Annotated in this window: 28 protein-coding genes and 2 pseudogenes; 13 read left to right on the top strand and 17 right to left on the bottom strand. The window is 74.4% G+C overall.

Annotated features, from left to right (window positions below; translation table 11 throughout):
- The first annotated feature begins 40 nt into the window (after nt 1–40).
- The 3 genes and pseudogenes from kdpC to QQK22_RS14615 all read left to right on the top strand — a co-directional run bounded on the left by kdpC (nt 41) and on the right by QQK22_RS14615 (nt 3,845).
- The gene (kdpC, locus tag QQK22_RS14625; RefSeq protein WP_284251696.1) at nt 41–649 is read left to right on the top strand and encodes a potassium-transporting ATPase subunit KdpC; all 609 of its coding nucleotides are present in this window, start codon (nt 41–43) and stop codon (nt 647–649) included.
- Nucleotides 646–3,177, top strand: a pseudogene (locus QQK22_RS14620) (DUF4118 domain-containing protein). Before kdpC ends, QQK22_RS14620 begins: the two are co-directional and overlap by 4 nt.
- The gene (locus tag QQK22_RS14615) at nt 3,174–3,845 is read left to right on the top strand and encodes a response regulator transcription factor (RefSeq protein ID WP_284251695.1); all 672 of its coding nucleotides are present in this window, start codon (nt 3,174–3,176) and stop codon (nt 3,843–3,845) included. The pseudogene QQK22_RS14620 and the gene QQK22_RS14615 overlap by 4 nt, the downstream one beginning before the upstream one ends.
- Here QQK22_RS14615 and QQK22_RS14610 read toward each other — a convergent pair.
- The 15 genes and pseudogenes from QQK22_RS14610 to QQK22_RS14545 form a co-directional block, all read right to left on the bottom strand.
- On the bottom strand, nt 3,808–4,188 hold the full coding sequence (locus QQK22_RS14610) for a cation:proton antiporter (protein WP_284251694.1): 381 nt from the start codon (nt 4,186–4,188) through the stop codon (nt 3,808–3,810). The genes QQK22_RS14615 and QQK22_RS14610 overlap by 38 nt on opposite strands.
- Entirely contained in the window at nt 4,185–4,442 is a 258-nt protein-coding gene (locus QQK22_RS14605) for an MrpF/PhaF family protein (protein WP_284251693.1), read from the bottom strand. Before QQK22_RS14605 ends, QQK22_RS14610 begins: the two co-directional genes overlap by 4 nt.
- Nucleotides 4,439–4,804 carry a Na+/H+ antiporter subunit E gene (locus tag QQK22_RS14600; RefSeq protein WP_284251692.1) on the bottom strand — a complete coding sequence of 122 codons (366 nt, stop codon included), beginning with the start codon at nt 4,802–4,804 and terminating at the stop codon, nt 4,439–4,441. The genes QQK22_RS14605 and QQK22_RS14600 overlap by 4 nt, the downstream gene beginning before the upstream one ends.
- Nucleotides 4,801–4,953, bottom strand: a complete 153-nt coding sequence (locus QQK22_RS14595) for a hypothetical protein (RefSeq protein WP_284251691.1) — start codon at nt 4,951–4,953, stop codon at nt 4,801–4,803. The genes QQK22_RS14600 and QQK22_RS14595 overlap by 4 nt, the downstream gene beginning before the upstream one ends.
- A complete protein-coding gene (locus tag QQK22_RS14590; protein ID WP_284251690.1) occupies nt 4,950–5,828 on the bottom strand; it encodes a proton-conducting transporter transmembrane domain-containing protein in 879 nt (292 codons plus the stop codon). The genes QQK22_RS14595 and QQK22_RS14590 overlap by 4 nt, the downstream gene beginning before the upstream one ends.
- On the bottom strand, nt 5,813–6,283 hold the full coding sequence (locus tag QQK22_RS14585; protein WP_284251689.1) for a proton-conducting transporter membrane subunit: 471 nt from the start codon (nt 6,281–6,283) through the stop codon (nt 5,813–5,815). The genes QQK22_RS14590 and QQK22_RS14585 overlap by 16 nt, the downstream gene beginning before the upstream one ends.
- Nucleotides 6,284–6,305: 22 nt before the next feature.
- The gene (locus QQK22_RS14580; protein ID WP_284251687.1) at nt 6,306–6,683 is read right to left on the bottom strand and encodes a sodium:proton antiporter; all 378 of its coding nucleotides are present in this window, start codon (nt 6,681–6,683) and stop codon (nt 6,306–6,308) included.
- Nucleotides 6,680–6,979 carry an MnhB domain-containing protein gene (locus QQK22_RS14575; protein ID WP_284251686.1) on the bottom strand — a complete coding sequence of 100 codons (300 nt, stop codon included), beginning with the start codon at nt 6,977–6,979 and terminating at the stop codon, nt 6,680–6,682. The genes QQK22_RS14580 and QQK22_RS14575 overlap by 4 nt, the downstream gene beginning before the upstream one ends.
- Nucleotides 6,922–9,567, bottom strand: a complete 2,646-nt coding sequence (locus QQK22_RS14570) for a DUF4040 family protein (protein WP_284251685.1) — start codon at nt 9,565–9,567, stop codon at nt 6,922–6,924. Before QQK22_RS14570 ends, QQK22_RS14575 begins: the two co-directional genes overlap by 58 nt.
- A gap of 97 nt (nt 9,568–9,664) precedes the next feature.
- Nucleotides 9,665–9,793 carry a hypothetical protein gene (locus QQK22_RS14565; protein WP_284251684.1) on the bottom strand — a complete coding sequence of 43 codons (129 nt, stop codon included), beginning with the start codon at nt 9,791–9,793 and terminating at the stop codon, nt 9,665–9,667.
- A 135-nt stretch (nt 9,794–9,928) separates the two neighbouring features.
- Nucleotides 9,929–10,159, bottom strand: a pseudogene (locus tag QQK22_RS18935) (GyrI-like domain-containing protein); the annotation flags it as partial.
- A 33-nt stretch (nt 10,160–10,192) separates the two neighbouring features.
- Nucleotides 10,193–10,573, bottom strand: a complete 381-nt coding sequence (locus QQK22_RS18930; protein ID WP_348525602.1) for a hypothetical protein — start codon at nt 10,571–10,573, stop codon at nt 10,193–10,195.
- Between the two features lie 154 nt (nt 10,574–10,727).
- Nucleotides 10,728–12,029, bottom strand: a complete 1,302-nt coding sequence (locus tag QQK22_RS14555) for a dicarboxylate/amino acid:cation symporter (RefSeq protein WP_284251683.1) — start codon at nt 12,027–12,029, stop codon at nt 10,728–10,730.
- 608 nt (nt 12,030–12,637) lie between these two features.
- Nucleotides 12,638–13,123 (bottom strand): GrpB family protein, encoded by a 486-nt coding sequence (locus QQK22_RS14550; protein WP_284251682.1) that lies wholly within the window; start codon nt 13,121–13,123, stop codon nt 12,638–12,640.
- Nucleotides 13,120–13,929 carry an alpha/beta fold hydrolase gene (locus QQK22_RS14545; RefSeq protein ID WP_284251681.1) on the bottom strand — a complete coding sequence of 270 codons (810 nt, stop codon included), beginning with the start codon at nt 13,927–13,929 and terminating at the stop codon, nt 13,120–13,122. Before QQK22_RS14545 ends, QQK22_RS14550 begins: the two co-directional genes overlap by 4 nt.
- Before the next feature lie 178 nt (nt 13,930–14,107).
- Between QQK22_RS14545 and QQK22_RS14540 the strand changes: the two genes are divergently transcribed.
- Nucleotides 14,108–15,103, top strand: a complete 996-nt coding sequence (locus QQK22_RS14540; RefSeq protein WP_284251680.1) for a metallophosphoesterase family protein — start codon at nt 14,108–14,110, stop codon at nt 15,101–15,103.
- Between the two features lie 12 nt (nt 15,104–15,115).
- Nucleotides 15,116–15,289, top strand: coding sequence for a hypothetical protein (locus QQK22_RS14535; RefSeq protein ID WP_284251679.1), 174 nt, complete (start codon nt 15,116–15,118; stop codon nt 15,287–15,289).
- A gap of 24 nt (nt 15,290–15,313) precedes the next feature.
- Here the strand turns inward: QQK22_RS14535 and QQK22_RS14530 are convergent, their stop codons facing one another.
- Together QQK22_RS14530 and QQK22_RS14525 are read right to left on the bottom strand one after the other, a co-directional pair.
- Nucleotides 15,314–15,472 carry a VOC family protein gene (locus tag QQK22_RS14530; RefSeq protein ID WP_284251678.1) on the bottom strand — a complete coding sequence of 53 codons (159 nt, stop codon included), beginning with the start codon at nt 15,470–15,472 and terminating at the stop codon, nt 15,314–15,316.
- Nucleotides 15,448–15,759 (bottom strand): VOC family protein, encoded by a 312-nt coding sequence (locus tag QQK22_RS14525; protein ID WP_284251677.1) that lies wholly within the window; start codon nt 15,757–15,759, stop codon nt 15,448–15,450. Before QQK22_RS14525 ends, QQK22_RS14530 begins: the two co-directional genes overlap by 25 nt.
- Nucleotides 15,760–15,855: 96 nt before the next feature.
- Here QQK22_RS14525 and QQK22_RS14520 point away from each other — a divergent pair, with 96 nt between their 5' ends.
- From QQK22_RS14520 to QQK22_RS14485, 8 genes are all read left to right on the top strand, one after another.
- On the top strand, nt 15,856–16,668 hold the full coding sequence (locus QQK22_RS14520; protein ID WP_284251676.1) for an NAD-dependent epimerase/dehydratase family protein: 813 nt from the start codon (nt 15,856–15,858) through the stop codon (nt 16,666–16,668).
- A 94-nt stretch (nt 16,669–16,762) separates the two neighbouring features.
- The gene (locus QQK22_RS14515) at nt 16,763–18,055 is read left to right on the top strand and encodes an inositol-3-phosphate synthase (protein ID WP_284251675.1); all 1,293 of its coding nucleotides are present in this window, start codon (nt 16,763–16,765) and stop codon (nt 18,053–18,055) included.
- The gene (locus tag QQK22_RS14510) at nt 18,052–18,942 is read left to right on the top strand and encodes an SCO3242 family prenyltransferase (protein ID WP_284251674.1); all 891 of its coding nucleotides are present in this window, start codon (nt 18,052–18,054) and stop codon (nt 18,940–18,942) included. The genes QQK22_RS14515 and QQK22_RS14510 overlap by 4 nt, the downstream gene beginning before the upstream one ends.
- Complete coding sequence (locus QQK22_RS14505) at nt 18,939–19,838, top strand: sugar phosphate isomerase/epimerase family protein (RefSeq protein WP_284251673.1); 900 nt, start codon at nt 18,939–18,941, stop codon at nt 19,836–19,838. Before QQK22_RS14510 ends, QQK22_RS14505 begins: the two co-directional genes overlap by 4 nt.
- Nucleotides 19,835–20,488, top strand: coding sequence for an EboA domain-containing protein (locus tag QQK22_RS14500; protein ID WP_284251672.1), 654 nt, complete (start codon nt 19,835–19,837; stop codon nt 20,486–20,488). Before QQK22_RS14505 ends, QQK22_RS14500 begins: the two co-directional genes overlap by 4 nt.
- 2 nt (nt 20,489–20,490) lie before the next feature.
- Nucleotides 20,491–21,363 carry a TatD family hydrolase gene (locus tag QQK22_RS14495; protein ID WP_284251671.1) on the top strand — a complete coding sequence of 291 codons (873 nt, stop codon included), beginning with the start codon at nt 20,491–20,493 and terminating at the stop codon, nt 21,361–21,363.
- A gap of 52 nt (nt 21,364–21,415) precedes the next feature.
- Entirely contained in the window at nt 21,416–22,534 is a 1,119-nt protein-coding gene (gene eboE / locus QQK22_RS14490; RefSeq protein WP_431310163.1) for a metabolite traffic protein EboE, read from the top strand.
- Nucleotides 22,531–23,907 (top strand): alkaline phosphatase family protein, encoded by a 1,377-nt coding sequence (locus QQK22_RS14485; protein WP_284251669.1) that lies wholly within the window; start codon nt 22,531–22,533, stop codon nt 23,905–23,907. Before eboE ends, QQK22_RS14485 begins: the two co-directional genes overlap by 4 nt.
- The last annotated feature ends 29 nt before the right edge of the window (nt 23,908–23,936 follow it).

Genomic DNA, 23,936 nt, shown 5'->3' with positions numbered 1-23,936 from the left:
CGTTTACCCCCGCCACACCCAGCCTCACACGGAGCAACGCATGTCCTTCGTTCGTCCCTACGCCGTCGCCCTGCGGTTCACCCTGCTGTCCACGGTGGTCCTCGGCCTCGGCTACCCCCTGGTGATCACCGGTGTGTCCGCGGTGATCGCGCCCGAGCGCTCGGCGGGCTCCCTGGTCGAGAACGCCGACGGCGAGGTCGTCGGCTCGCGCCTCATCGGCCAGTCGTTCACGGACTCCGACGGCGCGGCGCTGCCGGACTACGTCCAGTCCCGCCCGTCCGCGGCCGGGGACTCCTATGACGCCTCGGCGTCCTCGGGCAGCAACCTCGGACCCGAGAACCCCGACCTCGTCGCCGCGATCGAGGAGCGCCGGGCCGCGATCGCCGAGCTCGAGGGGGTCGCGGTCGAGGAGATCCCCGCCGACGCCGTGACCACCTCGTCCTCGGGCCTCGACCCGCACATCTCCCCGGAGTACGCAGCGATCCAGGTCGAGCGCGTGGCCGAGGCACGCGGGGTCGAGCCCGACGTCGTGCGCGCGGTGGTCGAGCAGCACACCGACGGTCGCGGCCTGGGCTTCCTGGGCGAGCCCACCGTGAACGTCCTCGAGCTGAACCTCGCGCTCGACGCCGAGGTACCGTCACGCTCGTGAGCGAGTCCAGGCGTCCGCACGGGCGTCTCCACGTCCTCCTCGGCGCCGCACCGGGGGTCGGGAAGACCGTGGCCATGCTCGAGGAGGGGCGGCGGCTGCGCGACCTGGGCTCCGACGTCGTCGTCGCCCTCCTCGAGACGCACGGCCGCTCCGCGACCGCCGCGGCCGTCGCCGACCTCGAGGTGGTGGAGCGGCGCAGCGTCACCCACCGCGGTGTCACGCTGTCCGAGCTCGACGTCGAGGCGGTTCTCGAGCGCCGCCCCGAGGTCGCCCTCGTCGACGAGCTCGCCCACACCAACGCCCCGGGGTCGGAGCGCGAGAAGCGCCACGAGGACGTCGCCCTGCTGCTCGAGGCGGGGATCGACGTCGTCACCACGGTCAACATCCAGCACATCACCTCGCTCAACGGCGTGGTCGAGCAGATCACCGGGGTGACGCAGCGCGAGACCGTCCCCGACGCGGTGCTGCGCGACGCGCACCAGGTCGAGCTCGTCGACGTCGCCCCGCAGACCCTCCAGGGCCGGCTCTCCCAGGGTCTGGTCTACCCGGCCGAGCGCGTCGACGCCGCACTGTCGAACTACTTCCGCCTCGGCAACCTCACGGCGCTGCGCGAGCTGGCGCTGCTCTGGCTGGCCGACGAGGTCGACTCCTCGTTGCGCTCCTACCGCGAGGCGCACTCGATCAGCTCGACGTGGCAGGCCCGCGAGCGCGTCGTCGTCGCCATCACGGGTGGGCCCGAGGGCGAGACGCTGCTGCGGCGGGGTGCGCGCATCGCCGCCCGGACCGCGGGGGTGAGCTGCTCGCCGTCCACGTGATCCTGTCGGACGGTCTGCGGGGGCCGCGCCGGCCGCGCTCGACGCCCAGCGTGCGCTCGTCGAGAACCTCGGCGGCACGTTCCACCAGGTCGTCGGCGAGAGCCCGGCGACGGCGCTGGTGGAGTTCGCGCGATCGGTGGACGCCACCCAGCTCGTCATCGGGATCAGCCGCCGCGGCTGGATCCGGACCGCGCTCGGCGGGCCCGGCGTCGGCCAGGGCGTGATCCACGGCGCCGGCTCGATCGACGTCCACATCGTCAACCACCGTCGCGCGGGTCAGCCCCTGCGCCTGCCACGGTTCGGCGGCGGTCTCACCCCGCGGCGGCGGCTCCTCGGGCTGGCGCTGTCGCTGGCCGGCGGACCGCTGCTCACGTGGGCGATGGTCGCGTGGCGCTCGCCGGAGTCGATCATCGGCGACGTCCTGCTGTACCAGCTGCTCGTCATCCTCGTCGCGCTCGTCGGCGGCATCTGGCCCGCGCTGCTGACGGCCGTGCTCTCCGGCGTCACGCTCGACTACTTCTTCATCGACCCGCTGCACACGATCTCGGTGTCGGAACCGCTGCACGTGCTCGCGCTGTCGCTGTTCGTGGTGAACGGGGTGCTGGTCAGCATCGTGGTGGACAAGTCGGCCCGGGTGGCCCGGGGGCACGCCGCGCCGCCGCGGAGTCCGAGCTCCTGGCCGGGGTGGCGAGCAGCGTCCTGCGGGGGCAGGACGCGCTCGAGGCGATCCTGGCCCGCACGCGCGAGGCGTTCGGCCTGAGCCAGGTGCGCGTCGTCGTCGAGGGCGAGGTCCGGGCCTGCGCCACGCTCGACGGCGTCGCACGGGACGTACCCGCGACGGTGAGCGTCCCGGTGGGCGAGCGCGGTCACCTGGAGGTGGCCGGTCGCGTCCCCTCGCCGTCGGAGCGCCGCCTGCTGCACGTGATCAGCGCGCAGATCGACGTCGCGCTCGAGCACGACGACCTCGAGGAGACGGCGCAGTCCCTCGTGCCCCTGGCCGAGGCCGACCGCGTCCGAAGCGCGCTCCTGTCGGCCGTCAGCCACGACCTGCGCCGCCCGCTGGCGGCGGCCGTCGCCGCCGTCGGGACCCTCCGGGTGCGGGACCTGCCGCTGTCGGGCACCGATCGCGACGAGCTGCTGGACACGGCGCAGGAGTCGCTGGACACGCTGACGTCGCTGGTCACGAACCTGCTGGACGTGAGCCGCCTCGAGGCGGGGGTCCTGGCCGTCCGCGCGATCCCGACGGCGCCGGACGAGGTGATCGCGGCGGCCCTGGACGAGCTCGGGCTGGGGCCGGGCGACGTCGACCTCGACCTCGAGGCGCCGGCGACGCCGGTGATGGCCGACGGCGGCCTGCTGCAGCGCGTCGTCGTCAACCTGCTGACCAACGGGATCCGGGCGGCGGGCTCCGTGCGGGTCGCGACCTCCACGCTCGGCGACGTCGGGCAGATCCGCGTGATCGACCGCGGGCCGGGGATCCCCGGGTCCCGGAAGCAGGAGGTGTTCCTCCCGTTCCAGCGCCAGGGGGACACCGACAACACCTCGGGCCTGGGGCTGGGTCTCGCGCTCTCGCAGGGCTTCACCGAGGGGATGGGTGGCACGCTGGAAATCGAGGACACGCCGGGCGGCGGCGTCACGATGGTGGTCTCGCTGCCGGTGGTCCCGGCTCCGGCCGCCGAGTCGGCGCCCGCCGGTGCGGAGGTGGCGTGGTGAGGATCCTCGTGGCCGACGACGACCCGCAGATCCTGCGCGCGCTGCGGATCACGCTCGGCGCCCGCGGCTACGAGGTCGTGACGGCGATCGACGGGACGCAGGCCGTCAACGCCGCGATCGAGCACCACCCGGACCTCGTCATGGTCGACCTCGGGATGCCCGGGCTGAGCGGCACCGAGGTGATCGCGGCCGTCCGGGGCTGGTCCGCCGTGCCCATCCTCGTGGTCTCGGGCCGCACCGGTTCCAGCGACAAGGTCGACGCGCTGGACGCGGGTGCGGACGACTACGTCACGAAGCCGTTCGTGATCGAGGAGCTGCTCGCGCGGATCCGCGCGCTGACGCGGCGGGGCCAGAGCGACCCGGTCGTCCCGCTCGTGGAGTTCGGAGACGTCGTCGTGGATCTCGCGGCCCGGACGGTCCGGCGCGACGACGCCCCCGTGCGGCTCACGCCCACTGAGTGGCAGATGCTCGAGCTCCTCGTGCGGAACGAGGGGCGGCTCGTCACGCGGGAGACGCTGCTGAAGGGCATCTGGGGCGCCGAGCACATCGCCGACACCGGCTACCTGCGCCTCTACCTCTCCCAGCTGCGGCGCAAGCTGGAGCCGAACCCGTCGGCTCCGGTGCACCTGATCACGGAGCCCGGGATGGGCTACCGGTTCGAGCGGTGAGCTCGGTCCCCTCGTCCGGAGCCTCCTGCGCAGCCAGCTCGTCGAACGTGGTCACCATCGGCGTCCGCGTCAGGCGCGCCGCGCGCGCGATCGCCATGCTGCCGACGGCGGAGGTCGCCAGCTGCAGCACCACCACGCCCAGCGCCTTGAGCGCGGCGGACGTGCTCGGCGCGATCAGGAGCGCCCCGAGCACGACCAGGACGATGCCCGCACCGCTGGCGGTGCCGACGGCGGAGATGCGCGTGTAGGCGTCGGGGAAGCGCACCACGCCCACCGCCGCGGTCAGGAGCACCAGCGACCCCAGGACCGCCAGGACCTGGCCGGCTACCTCGAGCGCGCTCACCGGGTCCCCCTCGTGAGCGCACGGGCCAGCGAGAGCGCCCCGAGGAACCCGACGAGGCTGGCGACCAGCACGAGGTCGAACGTGGCGGTCGAGGCCATCCGCACGCCCGCCATCGCGACGATGCCCACGATCGCGAACAGCAGCAGGTCGGCCGCCACGACCCGGTCGGCCTCGGTCGACCCCGCGATCATGCGGTAGGTGCTGGCGAGGCTCGTCAGCACGAGCACCCCCAGCGCGATGTCGATGCCGATCACGCGCGGTCCTCCTCGCGTCGCCAGGCGCGCAGGAACCGCGCCTCGATGGTGGCCACCTCGTGAGCGAGCGAGGCGGCGTCGGGGTGGTACATGCCGTGCACGTACAGGACGCGCTCGGGGTGCTCCGCCGTGCTCGGCCCGGTTCCGAGCGTCAGCGTGCCGGGGGTCAGCGTGACGAGACCGGCCAGCCCGGTCAGCTCGGCGTCGGTCCGGCAGCGGGTGACGACGCGCGCCACACCGGGCGTGGACGCCTGCCCCGGCGTCAGGTTGTCCCGCAGCACGGCGACGTTCGAGACGACGACCTGCCAGGCGAACCACGCCAGGAACGCGACCATCCGGAGCGGCCAGGAGATCCAGCTCATGCGGACCTCACCGCCTCGACGAACCCGGAGGTGTCGAGCAGGCCCGCCGCCGCGGTCTGCGCGAGGCCGAGGAGCAGCTCGCCGCCCAGACCGAGCCCGAGCGTGACGGCCGCGAGGACCAGGCCGGGGGCGAGGAGCGCGGGGTTCACCCGCCGTCGCGGTTCACCACCGCCGGCCGCTGGATCCGCCCCGGCGTCCAGCTCGGCCGGCACCGCCCCCAGAACACGCCCCTCCAGATCTTCAGCATCGACAGCAGCGTCACGAGGCTGACGACGACCATGACCACGACGGCGGCGACCTGCCCCGCCTCGACGCCGGCCACCATCAGGCTGAGCTTGGCGACGAAGCCGGAGAACGGCGGCAGCCCCGCCAGGGACAGCGCGGCGGCGAAGAACGCGACGGCGACCCACGGCTCGCGCCGCGCCATCCCGCCGAGCCGGTCCAGGGCGCCGGTGCCGTAGCGCACCTCGATCGCGCCGGTGGACAGGAACAGCGACGCCTTCACGATCATGTGGTGCAGCAGGTAGAAGATGCCGGCGGTCAGGCCCGCCGGTCCGAACAGCGCGACGCCCATGAGGATGTACCCGATCTGGCTGACCATGTGGAACGCGAGGATGGAGCGCGTGGTGCTCTCGCCCACGGCGCCGAGCACGCCGACCGCCATCGTGAGGCTGAACGCGACGACGCCGATCCACAGGTAGCGCTCGTCGCCGTCGAACACGACGGCGTAGATCCGGTAGATCGCGTAGATCGCGACCTTGGTGTGCAGGCCGGAGAACATCGCCGTGACGGTGGGCGACGTGGCCGGGTAGGCGCGTGCCAGCCAGCCGTGCACCGGTACGACCGCCGCCTTGATCGACAGCGCGAACAGGCACACGGCCGTCGCGATCGCGACGGCGTCGGACTCCGCCGCCGCACCGGCGAGCTCGGCGAGGTTCACCGTCCCGGCGACGCCGTAGACGAAGGCGACCCCGGCCAGGAAGATCGTCGAGGTCAGCAGGTTGACCGTCACGTACAGTCGCACGCCCGCGACGCGGGAGGGCGAGCCCGCCCCGGCGCCGCCATCACGAACAGCGCGTACGAGGGCAGCAGCATCACCTCGATGAACACGAACAGGTTGAACAGGTCCGCCGTCAGCAGCGCGCCGTTCACCCCCGCCGTCAGCACCAGCACGAGCGGCGCGAAGAACGGCCGGTCGGCCGATCCGGCGGCCATCGCGAACGCGGCGCACGTGGTGGTCAGCAGACCGGTGACCGTGAGCATGAGCGCCGTGAGCATGTCGGCCGCGAACGGGATCGCGATCCCGCCGGGCCAGAGCCCGACCGCGTGGGCCAGGGTCGTGCCCTCGAGCGAACCGAGCACGAGGGTCACGCCCCCGGCGGTCGACGCCGTCAGCGCGGCGAGCAGCACGACGCGGTTCAGGAGTCGGCGCTGCGGCACGAGGATCAGCGCACCGGCCAGGAGCAGCGGCACGGCCACCAGGAGGGGAGGACGGGGGCGCTCATGCGGCCCCCTCCTCGGCGGTGGTGGTGGCTCTGTCGTCGCCGTCGGTCTCAGCGGGATCGTCGTCGCTCGCGTCGGCGAGGTCGTCGTCGTGCCGGCCGGTGACGGCCATGACGAGCATGACGATCGTGATCGCGAACGCGATGACGATCGCCGTCAGCACGAAGGCCTGGGGGAGCGGGTCCGCCGTCGTGGCGGGGTCGAGGTCGGAGCCGAGCGGCTCGCCGCGGCGCGAGGTGCCGCCCGAGGCGATGATCGTGAGGTTGACGGCGTGGCTCAGCAGCACGAAGCCGAGGATCACGCGCAGCATCTCGCGCCGCGAGAACAGGTAGACGGCGCCGGCGACGAGCACGCCGGTGGCGATCGCGATGATCACGGGGCGACCTCCTTCGCGGTCCGGGGTTCGGCGTCGGGCACGGGTTCGGTCTCGGGTTCCGTCTCGGGTCCGGTCTCGGGCGCGCGCCGGAACCGCGTCGCGGCGACCGCCGAGGGTGGCCCGCTGCGCGGCAGACCGAGCAGGTTCAGCGCGGCGAGCACGACGCCGATGACGGCGAGGTAGACCCCGACGTCGAACACGAGCGCGCTGGTCACGTACAGGCCGAGCAGGTCCACGCTCATCGGGGTGAGGAACGAGCCCTCGACCAGACCGACGAGCCCGACGCCCGTGGCCACGAGGACGCCCGCGCCGATGAGCAGGAGGTGGGGGCGCGGATCCGGGCCGCGCGGTCCGACGGCGCCGCCAGGTACACCAGCGCGACACCCGCCCCGCCCATCAGCGCGGCGATGAAGCCGCCGCCGGGCTCCTGGTGGCCGCGCAGGAGCAGCACGGCCGACAGCAGCACGGTCAGCGGCCCGACCGCGCGGGTCAGGGTCCGGGTGAAGACGGCGTTGGCGCCCGCGTCCGCGAGCGGGGAGGAGGTGTCGACGGCGGGTTCGGGCTCGCGCGGCGGGAGCTCCCGGCGGGCGCGCAGCAGGACGAGGATCGTCACGCCCGCGACGCCGAGCACGGTCAGCTCGCCCAGGGTGTCCAGCGCGCGGAAGTCGACCAGGATCGTGTTGACGACGTTCGCGCCGCCGGTCTCCGCCTCGCCCTGGGTCACGTACCACTCGCCAGCCGGCGAGAGCCCGCGCCGGCCCGTCAGCGCCCACACCCCGAGGGTCGTGGCGGCGCCCGCGGCGATCGCGACCACGGCGGGCAGCACGGCGCCGCGCCGCGGCTCGCGCCGGAACCGGTACGGCAGGCGGCGCAGGAGCAGCACCATCACCACGACGGTGAGGATCTCGACCAGCAGCTGCGTGAGCGCGACGTCGGCGGCGCCCAGCGTGAAGAACCACGCCGTCATCGCGAAGCCCACGACCCCCGTCACCACGACCGCGCCGATCCGCGTGCGTGCGAGGACGGCCGACACCGTCCCGGCCACGACCAGGGCGAGCAGCCCCGCGTCGGTGGCCGCGACGTCGCCCGGAACCCGGGCCGGGAGGTCGAGGCCGCCGACGGCGAGCGCGGCCCCCGCGATCAGCGTGAGGCAGACCGCGGGGATCAGGAGGTGACGGCGGGGCGCGGACGTTGCCGTCGGACGCCCCACGAGGGCGCCGAGGCGGATGAGGCCCGCGCGAGCGCCGTCGACCACCGCGAGGGCGGAGAACGGGAGGCGGGCCCGCGCCAGGGCCCGGTCGACCCGCTCGCGCCCGAGCGCGAGCGCGGTCCCGGTCACCAGGACGATCACGGACAGGACGAGGGCGGGGTTGACGCCGTGCCAGAGCGAGAGGTGCTCCTCCTGCGCGGTGCCCGAGGCGGCGCTCGCGGCGCCGCTCACGAGGCCGTCGAGGACGAACGGGACGACGCCGAGCGCGACGCCGGCCAGCGCCGGGAGGGCGACCGGGCCCCAGAAGGTGGGGCGCGCCTCGTGGGGCGGCTCGACGGGGCTGCTCTCGTCGTCGGCGTCGACGTCCGACAGCGCGAGCCCGGGCCGCAGCGGACCGAAGCCGTCCAGGACGATGCGGGCCGAGTAGGCGAAGGTGAGCACGGCCACGAGCGCGACGACGACGGCGAGCACCGGCCCGAGCAGGTCGGGTCCGGGGGCCTCCCAGAACGCGTCGAGGAGGCTCTCCTTGCTGAGGAAGCCCAGCAGCGGCGGGACGCCCGCCATCGAGGCCGCGGCGACCGCGGTGAGCGTGAAGGTGACCGGCATGCGGCGGCGCAGGTCCGTCAGGCGGCGGATGTCGCGCGTGCCGGCCTGGACGTCGACGACCCCGACGAGCATGAACAGCGCGGCCTTGAACAGCGCGTGCGCGATCGTGTGGATCACCCCGGCGGCGAGCGCCTCGGGCGTGCCGACGCCGATCGTCGCGACCAGCAGACCGAGCTGACTCATCGTGGAGTAGGCCAGGAGCTCCTTGAGGTCGTGGCGCCGCAGCGCGGCGAGCGCGCCGATGATCGAGGTGATCAGGCCCGCGGAGATCAGCAGCGCGGACCAGACCACCTCCTGCCCGACCGCGGGGGAGAAGCGCAGCAGGAGGTAGATGCCGGCCTTCACCATCGCGGCGGCGTGCAGGTAGGCGCTGACCGGCGTGATGGCGACCATCGAGTCCGGCAGCCACGCCTGGAACGGGAACTGGGCCGACTTGGTGAAGGCCGCGATCGCGAGCAGGACGGCGACGACCGTGGTGAACGCGCCGTCGCGAGACCAGATCTCGTCGGCGAGGATCGCGCTGAGCCGCGTGGTGCCGGTGGCCACGGCCATGGTCACGACGGCGGCCAGCAGCGCGAGGCCGCCGAGCGCCGTCACGAGCAGGGTCCGGATCGCGGGCTCGCGCGCGCCCTCGCCCGAGCGCGAGATGAGGAAGAACGAGCAGAGCGTGGTGGCCTCCCACGCCACGAACATCACGACGACGTCGTCGGACAGGACGAGCAGCAGCATCGAGGCCGCGAACAGCGCCATGAGGCCGAAGAAGGAGGCATGCCGGCCCGGCTTCAGGTAGCGCGAGGAGTAGGCGAGGACCGCGGCGCCGACCAGCAGGACGAGCATCGCGAAGACGAGGCCGAGCCCGTCGAGGCGGAGCGCGAGGTCGATGCCGAGCGTCGGCATCCACGGGACGACCTGGTCGTTCGCGCCGTCGACGGCGGTGGCCGCGAGCGGCACGGCGACGCCGAGGAGCCCGGCGGCCAGCAGCCAGCCGGTGTTGCGGCCCAGCAGCCGGGTCGCGGTGGGGGCGGCGGCCGCGAGGGCGAACGCGGCGATGAGGCAGGAGAGCAGCACGAGGGGTCCTGGGGTCGACGGCGGGGATCGCGTGCACCGGACCGGGTCCGAGGCGATCCCGCGCAGGTGCGGGTGTCCCGGCGGGGAGGGGCCGGCGCTAGCCGGCCGCGGGCTGGACCCCGGAGAGGTCCTCGCCCCAGCTCGAGACGTAGCCGTTCGTCCCGATGTGCGTCATCACGCGACCCAGCGGGCGCGCGGGCGCCGGGAGGGGAGGTCGGATGAGCACGCGAGGGAGCCTACCGGTGGGGTGCGGGTCGGGGAACCGGGTGTCCGGGGGCCGTGGTGCCGGGTTCAGCGTTCAGGGTGCGCGGCGTTCAGGGTGCGCGGCGTTCAGGGTGCGCGGCGTTCGGGGGTGCGCCTCTCAGGGTGCGCGGCGCTCGACCGGCTGGCGCAGGATCGTGCGCAGCCGCTCGGGCGCGGCACGTCGGGGGTCGCCGAGGTAGATCTCGTGGTGGTGCCCGGTCATCCGCAGGCTCCGCTCGGGGATCACCTCGTCGTGCAGGCGCGCGAGCACCGGGCCCTCGTCGTCGTACGGCCCGACGTGCAGCGTCTGCACCACCAGGCCCTCCGCGAGCGTGACGTGACGCAGGCGCTCGAGGGCGGGGGACGCGCCGTCGCGCTGCTTCTACCGGACGGCTGCGGTCGCCGTCGCGACGTGCTCGGGCGTGACCCACGCGGGCGTGAGGATCATGGCGCGCCAGTCCCAGGTCGACTTGTCGCGGGCGCTGGTGAAGGTCGCCATGTCGGCCGACCACCACAGCGCCTCGAGCGGCATCACGACGTGGTCGCGGCCGAGCTCGCGCCGACCGAGGTGCTTGAGGGCGTAGGCGACCGGGTAGAGCGCCGCGAGCGCGTCGGCCCACGCGGGGGCGGTGTTCGGGTCGCCGTGGCCGTCGACCGCGAGGTAGGTCCGCGGCGGCAGGTCGAGGACGTCGAAGCGATCCGCGCGCGCGGCGTAGCCGGAGATCTCGCGCTTGAGGTCGGTCGGGGCGCTCGCGCCGGTCATGCCGCCGCACCCTACCGGCGTGCGGGGCGGCCCGTCCGCTGTGAGCGGCTGGCGTCGGCCCGGCCGCGGCGGCCCACCGTGGGAACGGGGTGAGACCGCCACTGAGCCTCGGCCGATGGTGCAGCCGGCCGCTCACAGCGGACGCGGACGCCCCTCAGCCCGCGTCGTCCGCGCGCGCGAGCTGCGGCTGCAGCTCGTCCGGATCGGCCTCGGTGGTCGTCTCGACGGTGCGCAGGCCGTCGTACACCTCGCGGTCGATCTCGCCGGTCGGCTGCGCCACCAGCATCGCGACGATCGTGTCGCCGTTGACGTTGAGGAACGTGCGGAAGATGCCCGTGAACCAGTCCACGGCGATGAGGAGACCGACGGCCTCGAGCGGCAGCCCGAGCGACGTGCCGAGGAACAGCGCGACCACCGAGAACCCGCCGGGCACGGTGATCGTCCCCATGTTGAGGAGGATGGCGAGCCCCATCCCGAGCAGGATCTGACCCGTGGTGAGCTGGACGCCGCCGGACTGCGCGAGGAACAGCACGACGATCGTGTAGTTCAGCACCGCGCCGCACGAGCCCATCGTCAGGCCGATGCTGAGGGTGAAGTTCGCGACCCGTCGGCTCACGCCGACCTTCTCGACGGTGTTGCGCAGCACGGTGGGGTAGGTGACGGCGGAGCTCGTCGTCGTGATCGCGATGACGGTCTGCTCGGCCAGCTTGCCGGGCAGGCGCAACGGGTTCAGGCCGGTGCGCGCGGTCACCGTGAGGACCATCAGGGCCATGACGATCAGGACGCCGAGCAGCGTCGTGCCGAGGTAGGCCAGGGCGGAGGTGACGACGGCGAAGCCCACCTCGCCCGCGATCGCCGCGAGGAGGCAGAACACGCCCACCGGGGCGATCACCATGACGAACCGGATCATCGTGAGGACGACCTGCTGGACCTGGTCGAGCAGGTCGAGGATGAGCCGGTTGCCGGTGGTGCGCACGTAGGCGTTGGTCGCGAGGCCGAACAGCAGCGAGAACACGATGATCGGGATCATCGACGCACCGGCCATCGCCTCCACGACGTTGGTGGAGACGAAGCCGAGGAGCGTCTCCTGCCATCCGGTCGCGGCCTGCGCCGACTCGATCAGCTCGGGGTCGACCGGTTCGCTGAACGTGATGCCGTCGCCCGGGCGCAGGAGCGTGCCGAGACCCCACGCGACGACGGCGGAGACGACCGAGAACCCGAGGATCCAGCCGAACGTGCGCGACGCGAGGCGCCCGGTGCCGGCCCCGGCCATCGACCCGGTCGCCACGATGACGCTGGCCATCACCAGGGGCACGATCGACATCTGGATGAGGCGGATGAACAGGTCGCCGACGAACCGGAGGTTCCCGGCCCAGTCGCCGAGGATCAGGCCCGCGACGACGCCGGCCACGGCGGCCAGCCCGATCTGGGCGGCGGGGTGCTTGAGGTGCTTCACGGTCGTCTCCTGTCGGCGAGCGGGTCGCCGTGTCGTCGGGGCGGGTCGACGACGTCGAGCGTGCCGTGGGCACGTTGCGCGCGGATGGCGCGGGGTTTCGTCGGGGTGAACGGTGGTGCGGGTGCAGGTGCAGGTGCGGGTGCGGGTGCGGGTGCGGGTGCGGGTGCGGGTGCGGGTGCGGGTGCGCGGCGCCGCCGCCGCGCGCCGCTGCGCCCGAGAACGCTGGGTGCGGCTCGAACGCGCCGCCCGAGCAGCACCCGCCGTTCTCAGCCGCACGTGTCTGCGCCAGAACGCTGGGTGCTGCTCGAGCGCGCCGGTCGAGCAGCACCCGCCGTTCTCGACCGCGCCCGGAGTCGCACACCTGCGCTCGTGGGGAACTTTCGCAGGCTCAGGCCTGCGGAACTTCCCCACGAGACCCTTCGGTGGTCGCGCGACGGCGGTGGGCGGTGCATCGTGCCGCTGGTGGGGAAGTTCCGGACGCCTGGGACGTCCGGAACTTCCCCACGAGCGGCGAGTCCGGGCGCTCGTGACGGCGACACCGGGTGGGGAACGGCCACCCTGCTGGCACGAGGCACGCGGCACGGCGCCCGCGACGGCGGGACGGGCCGTCAGCCGTCGCGTATCAGCAGCTCCGCGACGATCACGGTCTTGCGGGCCGTGTAGTCGTCCCACCCCTGGCTCGTGGCCGCGGCCGCCCGCTTGACGTCGAGGTAGCGCCGCCGGGCGTCCGCGTCGGCGCGCAGGAGGTCGCGGAAGGCGATGGGTCGTCGCCACGCCCGCCCGCCGTCCTCGACCACGTGCACGACGCACGATCGCTCGGACCGGTGCGGCCAGCTCAGCCAGGCGTGGTGCGCGAGGGCACCCTCGACGTCCCAGCCGACCGCCGCGAGTGCGTCGGTGCTCGCGACGATCGCTGCGGCGTCGACGCCCACGAGGAGGTCGATGCAGTCCTTCGCCGGCAGGTCGGGGACCGCGGTGGAGCCGATGTGCTCGATCGGGACGTCCGGCAGGACCCGGTGGATCGCCGTCGTCCGCTCGATCGCGCGCCGCGCCCACTCCTGCGGACGCGGCGCGACGAGACTCGGCCGGGTCACGGCGCGTCCAGGAAGTCGCGCAGGACGGCGAGCCACGCGTCGGTCGCGTCCAGGTGGGCGTCGTGGGAGGCGCCGGCCAGGTCGACCCGCGTGACGTCACGGCCGGCCGCGACGAAACGGTCCTTCGTCGCCGGCGTGAACATGCCGCCGTCGGCGTAGACGACGAGGGTCGGCGCGCTCACCCGGCCCCACTCCTCCCAGCGGGGCCGCGCGACGCCGGCCGCCACCGCCGCCATGACGTCGGCGTCGAAGCGGGGGTGCAGGCCGTCCGCGCGGCACTCCAGATCGGCGACCCAGGCCCGCTCGAGCGCGCCGTCCCCCAGCGCCGCGCGCGCGGCGGTCTCGTCCGCGAACGGAACGGGCCAGCTCCGGAAGTACGCGGCCATCGCCTCGCGATCCGCCTCGCTCCCGCTGCCCTCGTCGACCTCCAGCAGCACGAGGCGCCGCACCAGGTCGGGTCGGGCCGCCGCCACCAGCATCGCGGTGTGCCCGCCCATCGACTGTCCGACGAGGTCCGAGGGACCGGACGACTCGCGCTCGAGAACGCCGACGACGTCGGCGACGAACGCCTCGCGCGAGGTGTCCGTCGGCACCCGGGTGGAGCGGCCGTGCCCGCGCTGGTCGACGACGATCGCGCGGCGCCCGCCGAGCGCCCGCGCGGACTCGAGCATCTCGCGGCCGCTGCCCGCGAGGCCGTGCAGGAGGAGGACGTCGGGCCCGCGTCCCCCGAGCGCGGAGTAGGCGATCGTCGTGCCGTCGGGGGTGCGGTGGTGGCGGTGCACGAGGGCGATCGCGTGCTCGTCCATCGCCCGTCACCTCCGATCGTCGAGCCCGCTGCACGGTACACAGGCGCGCCGCCCCGAATCCCACGAGACCCTCGGCGGCCTCGCGACGGCGCTGGTGGGGAAGTTCCGGACGGACGGGACGTCCGGAACTTCCCCACGAGAGCCGTCCGCGGCCGCGGACCCGTGCCAGGGTGGGGCCATGGCCCGATCCGTCGCGGTGCTCTCGGACGTCCACGGCGTGCTGCCCGCGCTCGACGCCGCTCTCGCCGCGCCGGCGGTGGCGGCCGCGGATCTCGTCGTCGTGACCGGCGACCACACGTGGGGTCCTGACCCGGTCGGCGTGCTCGACCGGCTCGTCGGGCTCGGCGACCGCGCCGTCCTCGTGCGCGGGAACGCCGATCGGGAGCTCCTGCAGATGGCGTGGGGCGAGGACGTCGGGCTCTCGGGCGACCCGGTGTCGGTCTGGGGCGCGGCGCAGCTGACACCGGCCCACCTCCGTCTCATCGAGGCGATGCCGGAGCAGGTCACGCTCGACGTCGACGGGTTCGGCCCCGTCCGGTTCTGCCACGCGACTCCCCGCGACGACGCCGAGGTCGTGCTCGTCGACACGCGCGACGCGCGGTGGCGCACCGTGCTGCGGGACCTGCCGGACGACGTCGGGACCGTGGTCCTCGGGCACACGCACATGCCGTTCGTGCGGCTCGTCGGAGGCCGCACGGTGGTGAACTCCGGCAGCGTCGGGTTGCCGTACGGGAGGTCCGGTGCGCACTGGGCGGTGCTGGCCGACGGCGCCGTCACCCTCGGGCGGACGCCGCTCGATCCCGAGGAGCTCGTCGCCGCCGTCGTCGCGACCTCGAGGATGCCCGACGTCGAGGCGTGGGCGGAGGAGAACCTGCGCCGGCCCGCGCCGTACGCCGAGGCGGTGGCGACCTTCGGACCGCGCGACGGGCGCGGCCGGGAATCGCTGCGCCGTCGCCGTGCCGACCGGCGGGCGGACCGGAAGGAGCAGCTCCGCATGCGCGACCTGCCCGTGCCGGATCCGCCGCCCGAGCAGCTCCAGCTGCGCGCCCACCTCGAGTACGTGCTGGACGCGCGCAGGCTCACCTACCGGCACGAGGACAGGCACCGCGAGGCGGTCGGCGGGGGGATCGTGTCCTGCGGGTGGGGCACGACGATCGAGCGCGGGCCGGGGTAGCGGCCGATCTGGGTGTGGTTCGACGGGATTGACGAGGACGTCTCCGTGTGGGGCGGCACGCGCCGGAGCTACCGCGAGTGGCTCTTCCTCGACGCGATGGCGCAGGTGCTGGCGGAGATCACCGAGACCCTGGACGCGATGCTCCGCGAGCGGCACCGACCAGGCCGTCGACTCCGACAGCGGTGACCGCCCGAGAACACCCACCCGGAGTCAGTCGGCCCCGTCCAGCCGCTCGCCGAGCTCCACGATGAGCCCCTCCGGTCCGCGCACGTAGCCCAGGAGCCACACGTCCTCGTACCTCACGACGTCGCCGACGGTCTCCCACCCGGCGGCACGGACACGGGTCAGGAGGTGCTCCAGTCCGTCCACCCGGTAGGCGAGGTGGCGCAGACCCGGGGTGTTCGCCGGTGCCGGATCGTGAGCCCGGGCGAGGCCGGGCGGCGGAACCGGGTCAGCTCCATCGCACCCGACCCGTCCGGCGCGGTCAGGACGATCATCTCGAGCTCGACGCCGCGCAGACCGGTGACGCGGTCCACCCACTCGCCACGCACCTCCGCCTTCTCGCCGCGCTCGAACCCGAGCAGGACGAAGAAGTCCGCGGCGGCGTCCAGGTCCTCGACGACGACACCCACGTGCTCGAAGCTGCGCACTCCCATGCTGGCGACCCTAGGCCGCGCGTCAAGAGGTCGTCGGTCGGACGGCTCTCAGCGCACGACGTCCTCGGCCGCGCCCGGGTGCGCGAGAGTGGACGCATGACGACCGCCTCGCGTTCAGAGCAGCCCCGCCCCGTCCTCGTCACCGGCGCCACCGGCAAGATCGGTCGCCGCATCGCCCGCCGCCTCGAGGCGGCCGGGCACACCGTCCGCGCCGCCTCGCGGTCCTCGGCCACGCGCCTGGACTGGGCCGATCCGGCCACGATCGCCCCGGCGCTCGACGGCGTCGCCCTCGCCCACCTGACCCTGCCCGACGAGCCGATCGACCTCGTCCCGGTCACCCGGGCGCTCGCGGCCGCCGACCTCGAGCGCGTGGTCCTGCTGTCGGCTCGCAACCCGGAGCAGGGCGGCGACGGTTTCGTCCCGGCGGTCGAGGAGGCCGTGGCCGCCTCGGGCGTGCCCACCGTTGTGCTGCGGCCGTCCTGGTTCGTGCAGAACTTCACCGAGGGGATGTTCGCGCAGGAGCTGGCGGGCGGATCGCTGGCGCTGCCGGTCGGCGAGGGCCTGGAGCCCTTCATCGACGCCGAGGACATCGCCGAGGTCGCGGTCGCGGCGCTCCTGACGCCCGAGCACGTCGGGCGCACGTACGAGCTGACGGGACCCGAGCTGATGACGTTCGCCGACGCCGTCGCGCTCGTGGGGGAGGCGACGTCGCGCGAGCTCACGTTCACTCCCGCCGACCCGACGGCGTGGGCGCGCGAGGCGGCGGCCGAGGTCGGCGACGACGGCGCCCGCCTCCAGAGCAACCTGTACGCGGCCATCGCGCGCGGAGAGAACGCGTCGGTGACCAGCGGGGTGCAGGACGTGCTGGGACGTGCGCCGCGCACGGTCCGAGAGGCGCTCGCGGGCTGAGCACCCACCCCCATGTGGCGATCCGCGACGCAAGTGGCGCCCCAATGACCCGGAGTTCACTTGACCGGCGACGGAAGGGGAGTACCGTGGGGCCATGCTCAACGTTGAGTCCCCGACGTCGTCGTCCCTCGGTCCCGCAGCGACCCCACCCTCGCACGTGCGAGCGCGCACGGGAATCTGGTTCGTCGGCGCCCGCGGCAGCGTCGCGACCACCGCCACCGTGGGTCTGCTCGCCGTCCAGCGCGGCCTCGCCCCCACGGACGGCCTCGTGTCCGAGCTGCCCGACGTCGCGGCGGCCGACCTGGCGCCGCTCGCCGACCTCGTGGTCGGCGGCCACGACGTCGCCACCCACACCGTCGCCGAGCAGGCCGCGCACCTCGCGCGCAGCGGCGTCCTGCCCTTCGGCCTCCCCGAGCAGCTCGCGGCCGAGCTCGCCGACGTCGAGGGCCGCATCCGCCCCGGCATCGGCGCCGGCGTCCCGCAGCGCGAGGCCGCCGACCGCCTGATCGCCGACCTCGCGGCGTTCCGCGACGAGCACGGGCTCGACCGCGTCGTCGTCGTGGACGTCTCGAGCACCGAGCCGCCCGTGACGCCGTCGCCCGCGCTCGACGACCTCGCCACCCTCGAGGCCGAGCTCGACGGCGGAGGCTCGCCCCTCCCGCTCAGCTCGCTCTACGCCTACGCCGCCTTCCGCGCCGGCTGCCCCCTCGCCGCGTTCACGCCCAGCACCGGCCCCGCCTGCGGCGCCCTCGACGCCCTCGCCCGCGAGCTCGGCCTCCCCTGGGCGGGCCGCGACGGCAAGACCGGCGAGACGCTCGTGAAGTCCGCGCTCGCGCCGCTCTTCGGCCGCCGCGCGCTCCGCGTGAACAGCTGGACCGCCATGAACATCCTCGGCGGCGGTGACGGGCAGACCCTCAGCGACCCCGAGGCCGCGAAGAGCAAGACCACCACGAAGGGCCTGACGGTCTCGGAGATCCTCGGCTACCCGGTCGAGGGACCGGTCCGCATCGACTACGTCGCCGACCAGGGCGACTGGAAGACCGCGTGGGACCACATCTCCTTCTCCGGCTTCCTCGGCACCCGCATGACGATGCAGTTCACGTGGCAGGGGGCCGATTCCGCGCTCGCCGCGCCGCTCGTGCTCGACCTCGTCCGGCTCCTGGACCGCGCGCACGAGGCCGGTCAGGCGGGCCCGCTCGCGGCGCTCGGCTTCTTCTTCAAGGAGCCGCTGGCGGGCACCACGCACGCGCTCGACGAGCAGTGGCACACGCTCGTGGACTGGATCGGGGAGCTCCCGGCGCGCCGCACGACGGCGGGTGCGGCGTCGGCCCCCGCGCCGACAGCGCAGCCGGTGCAGCCGGAGCAGCCGATGCAGCCGACCCCGTGACCCCCGCCCGCCCCGGGGTGGCGGACCTCGCGGAACTCGTCCGCGTCCCCGCCGTCCTGTCCGTCCCCGGCGACGCGCTCGCCGGGGCCGCCGCCGCCGGGTGGCCGGCCGGCGCGCGCACGGCGTTCGCCCCCGCGGCCGGCGCGTGCTTCTACCTCGCGGGCATGGCCCTGAACGACTACTCCGACCGCGAGCTCGACGCCGTCGAGCGCCCCGAGCGGCCCATCCCGTCCGGCCGGGTCACGCCCGGGCAGGCGCTGGGCCTCGCGGGCGGTCTCACGGGCGCGGGTCTCCTGCTGGCGACCGGTCTCGGGCGGCGCGGGTTCGGCGTCGCGCTCGCCGTCGCCGCCGCCGCGTGGGGCTACGACCTGCTCGCCAAGCAGACGCCGGCCGGCCCGCTCGTCATGGGCGCTGCCCGCGGGCTCGACGTGATGCTCGGCGCGTGCGGCCACCGCGCCGCGCTGCCCGCCGCGCTCGCCACCGGCGCGCACACGGTCGCCGTCACGGCGCTGGCGCGCGGCGAGGTGAACGGCTCCGACCCCGTCACCGGCTGGTCGGCCGTGGCCACGACGGCGGGGGTCGCCACCGCGACCGTCGTCGGCGCGGTGACCGGCCGCGGACGCTGGTACGACGCCGTCGCGACGGCGGGTCTCGCCGGTCTCTACGGCGTCACCGTGGGCCGGGCACAGGCCGGTGCGGCCGCCTCGCCCGACGCCGGCACCGTGCGGGACGCCACGCGCCGCGGCATCGCCGGTCTCCTGCCGCTGCAGGCCGCCCAGCTCGCCGCCGCCGCGACCCCGCTCGCCGGTCTCGCGCTCGTCGGGCTCGCCCCCTCCTGCGGACGCTCGCCCGCCGCATCGCGACGACCTGAGGACCGGCGAGCATGATCCCCGCCTACGGCACCAACGGCCTCACCGACCACCGCATCGACGACGCGCTGCACCTGCTCGCCGATCTCGGCTACGGGGGTGTCGCGCTCACGCTCGACCACGCCCACCTCGACCCGTTCGCGCCCGACGTCGCACGGCGCACCGCGCACGTGGCGCGCCTGCTCGCGGAGTGCGGGCTCGCCGTCGTCATCGAGACGGGTGCGCGCTACCTGCTCGACCCGCGCCGCAAGCACCACCCCACGCTCGTCTCCGACGACGGTCGCGAGCGCCGCACCGACCTGCTCCTGCGGGCGGTCGAGATCGCCGTGGACCTCGGTGCGCCGGTGGTGCACCTGTGGTCGGGGATCCTGCCGGAGGGCGTCTCCGACGACGTCGCGTGGGGCCGCGTGCTGACCACGCTGGAGCCCGTGCTCGACGCCGCGGACCGCGCGGGCGTGACGCTCGCCGTCGAGCCGGAGCCCGGGATGTTCCTCGAGCGCGCCGCCGACGTCGACGAGCTCCTCGGGCGCGCCGGCCGGCCCGAGAACCTGCGGATGACGCTCGACCTCGGTCACCTCACGTGCAACGAGGCCGACCCGGTCGACGTGGTGCGCACCTACGGCCCGCTCGTGGCGCACGTGCAGGTCGACGACATGCGCCGCGGCGTGCACGAGCACCTGGAGCTCGGCGACGGCGAGGTCGACCTGCCGCCGCTGCTCGCCGGGCTCGCGGCGGCCGGCTACCCCGGGCTGCTGAGCGTCGAGCTCGCCCGTCACAACCACGCCGCACCCCGCGTGGCCACCAGCTCGCTCGCCGCCGTGCGGGAGGCCGCGGCTACCGCCGGGGTGGCGCTCGGCGGAGCGCGTGAAGAGCACCGGAACGTGTCGACGACGACCGAGAGGACACCCGCATGACCCAGCCGACCACGTCGCCGGTCCCAGGGCTCGACGGCGAGCGCCTCGCGCAGCAGCAGGAGAAGCTGCGCACCGACCCCTCGGCCCTGCCCGTGCTGTTCGCCGCCGCGGCGCGCACGCTGGGCCGCGGCCCGGCCGCGGACCACGACGCGGCCGCCGACCCGGACGACCTCCTGCACCCGCGCCTGGAGGACCTCGGCCGGCGCGAGCTGCTGCTCGCGTGGCGCTCCGCCACGACCGGCGACGACCCGGCCGCGGCCGCCGAGGTGCTGGCGGACCTCTACCAGCACGGCGACTCCGACGAGCGCCGCGCCGTGCTGCGCGCGCTGCCCGACCTCGACCTGGAGGGCGCGGCGGCGGACGCCGCCCTCGACCTGGTGCGCGACGCCCTGCGCACGAACGACACCCGACTGGTGGCGGCCGCCGTCGGGCCCTACGCCTGTGCCCACCTGCCGGCGGTCGAGTGGCGCCACGCGGTGCTGAAGTGCCTGTTCACGGGTGTGCCGCTCGCCGCCGTCGACGGGCTGGAGCGCCGCACCGACGCCGAGCTCATCCGCATGGCCGCCGCCCTGGCCGCCGAGCGCGAGGCCGCCGGCCGCGAGGTCACCGCCGACACGCGTCGACTCATCGACTCCGAGAAGAAGGACTGACCGTGCGCATCTTCGACCCCCACATCCACATGACGTCCCGCACCACGGACGACTACCGCGCCATGCGCGAGGCGGGCGTGCGCGCCGTCACCGAACCCGCGTTCTGGCTCGGCCAGCCGCGCACGTCGGTGGACAGCTTCCTCGACTACTTCGACGGCCTGCTCGGCTGGGAGCGGTTCCGCGCCTCGCGCTACGGGATCGCGCACCACGCCACGATCGGGCTCAACCCGAAGGAGGCGAACGACCCGCGCTGCGTCGGCGTGCTCGAGAAGCTGCCGCGCTACCTCGCCAAGGATGGCGTGGTCGCCGTCGGCGAGACGGGGTTCGACTCGATGACGCCGGAGGAGGAGCACGCGTTCGTGCGCCAGCTCGAGCTGGCCGGCGAGCACGAGCTGCCCGCGATGGTCCACACGCCGCACCGCGACAAGGAGGCGGGCACGCGCCGCACGCTCGAGATCGTCGCGCAGTCCGGCCTGGAGCCGGCCGACGTCGTGGTCGACCACCTCAACGAGCGCACGGTCGACGTCGTGCTCGACTCCGGCTGCTGGGCCGCGTTCTCCATCTACCCCGACACCAAGATGTCGCCCGACCGCATGGTCACGATCCTGCAGCGCGTCGGGCTCGAGCGCGTGATGGTCAACTCCGCCGCGGACTGGGGGCACAGCGACCCGCTCACCACGCTCCACACCGGCAACGCGATGCTGGCGGCCGGGTTCAGCGAGGACGACGTCGACCGCGTGCTCTGGCGCAACCCCGTGGAGTTCTACGGGCGCAGCGGGCGGCTCGTGCTCCCGGAGGACGACGGTGCCGACCCGGTCGCGCCGGCCACCGACTTCGCCGGCAACTCCCTCGCGCGCGGCGAGGCGATCGACTGATGCGGCTGCGCCACCCGGCGGCGCGCGCGTCCACCTCGGCTACTGCACCAACGTGCACGCCGCGCACGAGGCGGACGGCGTGATCGCCCAGCTCGAGACCTTCGCCCGGCCGGTGCGCGAGGCGGTGGGCACGCCGTCGATCGGCCTGGGCACCTGGCTCTCGGCCGACGCCGCAGGCACGCTGCGGCGCGACGGCGCGGCCCTGGACCGGATGCGCGCGGGTCTCGCGCGCGCCGGCGGCGAGGTCGTGACGGTCAACGCGTTCCCGTACGGCGCGTTCCAGGCGCCCGTGGTCAAGGGGCGGGTCTACCACCCCGACTGGACCACGGCCGAGCGCTTCGACTACACCGTGGACGCGGCGTGGGTGCTCGCGCGCCTGCTGCCGGACGACGTCGAGCGCGGCTCGATCTCGACGCTCCCGCTCGCGTGGCGCGAGCCCTGGGACGACGCACGCGCCGCGGCCTGCCGGGAGAACCTCGCGCGCCTGGCCGACGAGCTCGCCACGATCGAGCGCGAGACCGGGCGCCGCATCCAGGTGGGCCTCGAGCCGGAGCCGGGGTGCGTCGTCGAGACCGTGGAGCAGGCGCTGCTCGCGCTCGACGGGCTCGATCGCGAGCGGCTCGGCGTCTGCCTCGACCTCGCGCACCTGGCGACCGGGTTCGGATCGGCGCGCGACGCCGTCGACCTCCTCGACGAGGCCGGCATCGGTGTGGTGAAGGCGCAGGTCTCGGCCGCGCTGCACGTCGCGGACCCGGCCGACCCCGCCTCGCGCGCGGCGCTGGGGGAGTTCGCCGAGGACCGGTTCCTGCACCAGGTGCGCAGGCCCGGGGGCGAGGTGGCGGCCGGGGCGGACGACCTGCCGCAGGCGCTCGCGGGCGAGGTGGACGACGCCGACGCGTGGCGGATCCACTTCCACGTGCCGCTGCACGCCGAGGCGCAGGCGGCGGGTCTGCGCAGCACGACGCCCGAGCTGCGCGACTCCCTCGCGGTGCTGCTGGGCGGGGACCGGTGCGTCGTGGACCACCTCGAGGTCGAGAGCTACACCTGGAACGTGCTGCCGAGTGCGCAGCGCCCCACCACCGACGCCGAGCTCGTGGCGGGGATCGCCGCCGAGCTGACCTGGGCAGCCGACGCCCTCGTCGACCTCGGCCTGGAGAGGGGATGCGCATGAGCGAGAAGATCCTGGTGCTCGACGTCGTCGGGCTCACCCCGAACGCGCTGGCGCACATGCCGCACCTGCGAGCGGTCGGCGCCGGCGGCTTCCGGGCCGAGCTCGGCACCGTGCTGCCCGCGGTCACGTGCTCGGTGCAGTCGACGTTCCTCACGGGCACGCTCCCGAGCGAGCACGGCGCCGTCGGCAACGGCTGGTTCTTCCGCGACCTCGGCGAGGTGCTGCTGTGGCGCCAGCACCACCGGCTCGTGGCGGGCGAGAAGGTGTGGGAGACGATCCGGCGCTCGCGGCCGGGCTACCGCGTGGCGAACGTGTGCTGGTGGTACGCGATGGGGTCCTCGGTGGACACCACGATCACGCCGCGGCCGGTCTACCACGCGGACGGCCGGAAGGCGCCGGACTGCTGGACGTGGCCGCCGGAGCTGCACGACCACCTCGAGGCCGAGCTGGGCCCGTTCCCGCTGTTCACGTACTGGGGCCCGACGGCGAGCATCGCCTCCTCGCGCTGGATCATCGCGGCCACGCGCCGGCTCATGCCGGACCACGACATGACCCTGGCTTACGTGCCGCACCTCGACTACGACCACCAGCGGTTCGGGCCCGAGAGCCCGCAGGGGGTGCGGGCCGCTAAGGACCTCGACGCCGAGCTCGCACCGCTGCTCGACGACGCCCGCGCCCAGGGGGTGACCGTGGTGGTGCTGAGCGAGTACGGGATCACGCCGGTGGCGCAGCCGGTCGACGTCAACCGCGCGCTGCGCCGCGCCGGGCTGCTGCACGTGCACCACAACGCGACCGGCGAGCTGCTGGACCCGTGGACGTCGCGCGCGTTCGCCGTCGCGGACCACCAGGTGGCGCACGTGTACGTGCACGACGACGCGGACCTGCCGCAGGTGGCGGCGCTGCTGCGTGACCTGCCCGGCGTGGAGCAGGTGCTCGACGCCGAGGGGAAGGCGGAGGCCGGGCTGGATCACGACCGCGCCGGCGACCTGGTGCTGGTGGCCGAGCCGCAGGCGTGGTTCACCTACTACTACTGGCTGGACGACGCGAACGCGCCCGACTTCGCGCGCGCCGTCGACATCCACAAGAAGCCCGGGTACGACCCGGCCGAGCTGTTCATGGACCCGAAGGACCGGTGGGTGAAGGCGCGCGCGGCCACGACGCTGCTGCGCAAGAAGGCGGGGCTGCGCTACTCGATGCAGGTGGTGCCGCTCGATCCGTCGCCGGTGCGGGGGAGCCACGGGCGGCTGCCGGACGACCCCGAGTTCGCGCCGGTGCTGCTGTGCGACGACGCGTCGGTGGCGCGCGAGAGCCTCGCGGCCACGGAGGTGCGGGACCTGCTGCTGGAGCTGGCGGGGGTCGACCCGGGGAGCTGAGGCGCGGGGTGCGCGCTGTGGTGTCCGCT

The sequence above is a fragment of the Litorihabitans aurantiacus genome (assembly GCF_030161595.1).
In the GTDB taxonomy this organism is placed as follows: Bacteria; Actinomycetota; Actinomycetes; order Actinomycetales; family Beutenbergiaceae; genus Litorihabitans; species Litorihabitans aurantiacus.
The sequence above is the reverse complement of the archived record's forward strand: the minus strand, read 5'-3'. Positions and strand labels throughout refer to the sequence as shown.

Bases quoted from the DNA above. Each gene is read 5' to 3' on its own strand.
- kdpC (WP_284251696.1), top strand. From the start codon at position 41: ATGTCCTTCGTTCGTCCCTACGCCGTCGCCCTGCGGTTCACCCTGCTG.
- QQK22_RS14540 (WP_284251680.1), top strand. From the start codon at position 14,108: ATGGCCCGATCCGTCGCGGTGCTCTCGGACGTCCACGGCGTGCTGCCC.
- QQK22_RS14505 (WP_284251673.1), top strand. From the start codon at position 18,939: ATGATCCCCGCCTACGGCACCAACGGCCTCACCGACCACCGCATCGAC.
- QQK22_RS14600 (WP_284251692.1), bottom strand. From the start codon at position 4,804: ATGAGCTGGATCTCCTGGCCGCTCCGGATGGTCGCGTTCCTGGCGTGG.
- QQK22_RS18930 (WP_348525602.1), bottom strand. From the start codon at position 10,573: ATGACCGGCGCGAGCGCCCCGACCGACCTCAAGCGCGAGATCTCCGGC.
- QQK22_RS14520 (WP_284251676.1), top strand. From the start codon at position 15,856: ATGACGACCGCCTCGCGTTCAGAGCAGCCCCGCCCCGTCCTCGTCACC.
- QQK22_RS14500 (WP_284251672.1), top strand. From the start codon at position 19,835: ATGACCCAGCCGACCACGTCGCCGGTCCCAGGGCTCGACGGCGAGCGC.
- QQK22_RS14525 (WP_284251677.1), bottom strand. From the start codon at position 15,759: ATGGGAGTGCGCAGCTTCGAGCACGTGGGTGTCGTCGTCGAGGACCTG.
- QQK22_RS14485 (WP_284251669.1), top strand. From the start codon at position 22,531: ATGAGCGAGAAGATCCTGGTGCTCGACGTCGTCGGGCTCACCCCGAAC.
- QQK22_RS14515 (WP_284251675.1), top strand. From the start codon at position 16,763: ATGCTCAACGTTGAGTCCCCGACGTCGTCGTCCCTCGGTCCCGCAGCG.
- QQK22_RS14545 (WP_284251681.1), bottom strand. From the start codon at position 13,929: ATGGACGAGCACGCGATCGCCCTCGTGCACCGCCACCACCGCACCCCC.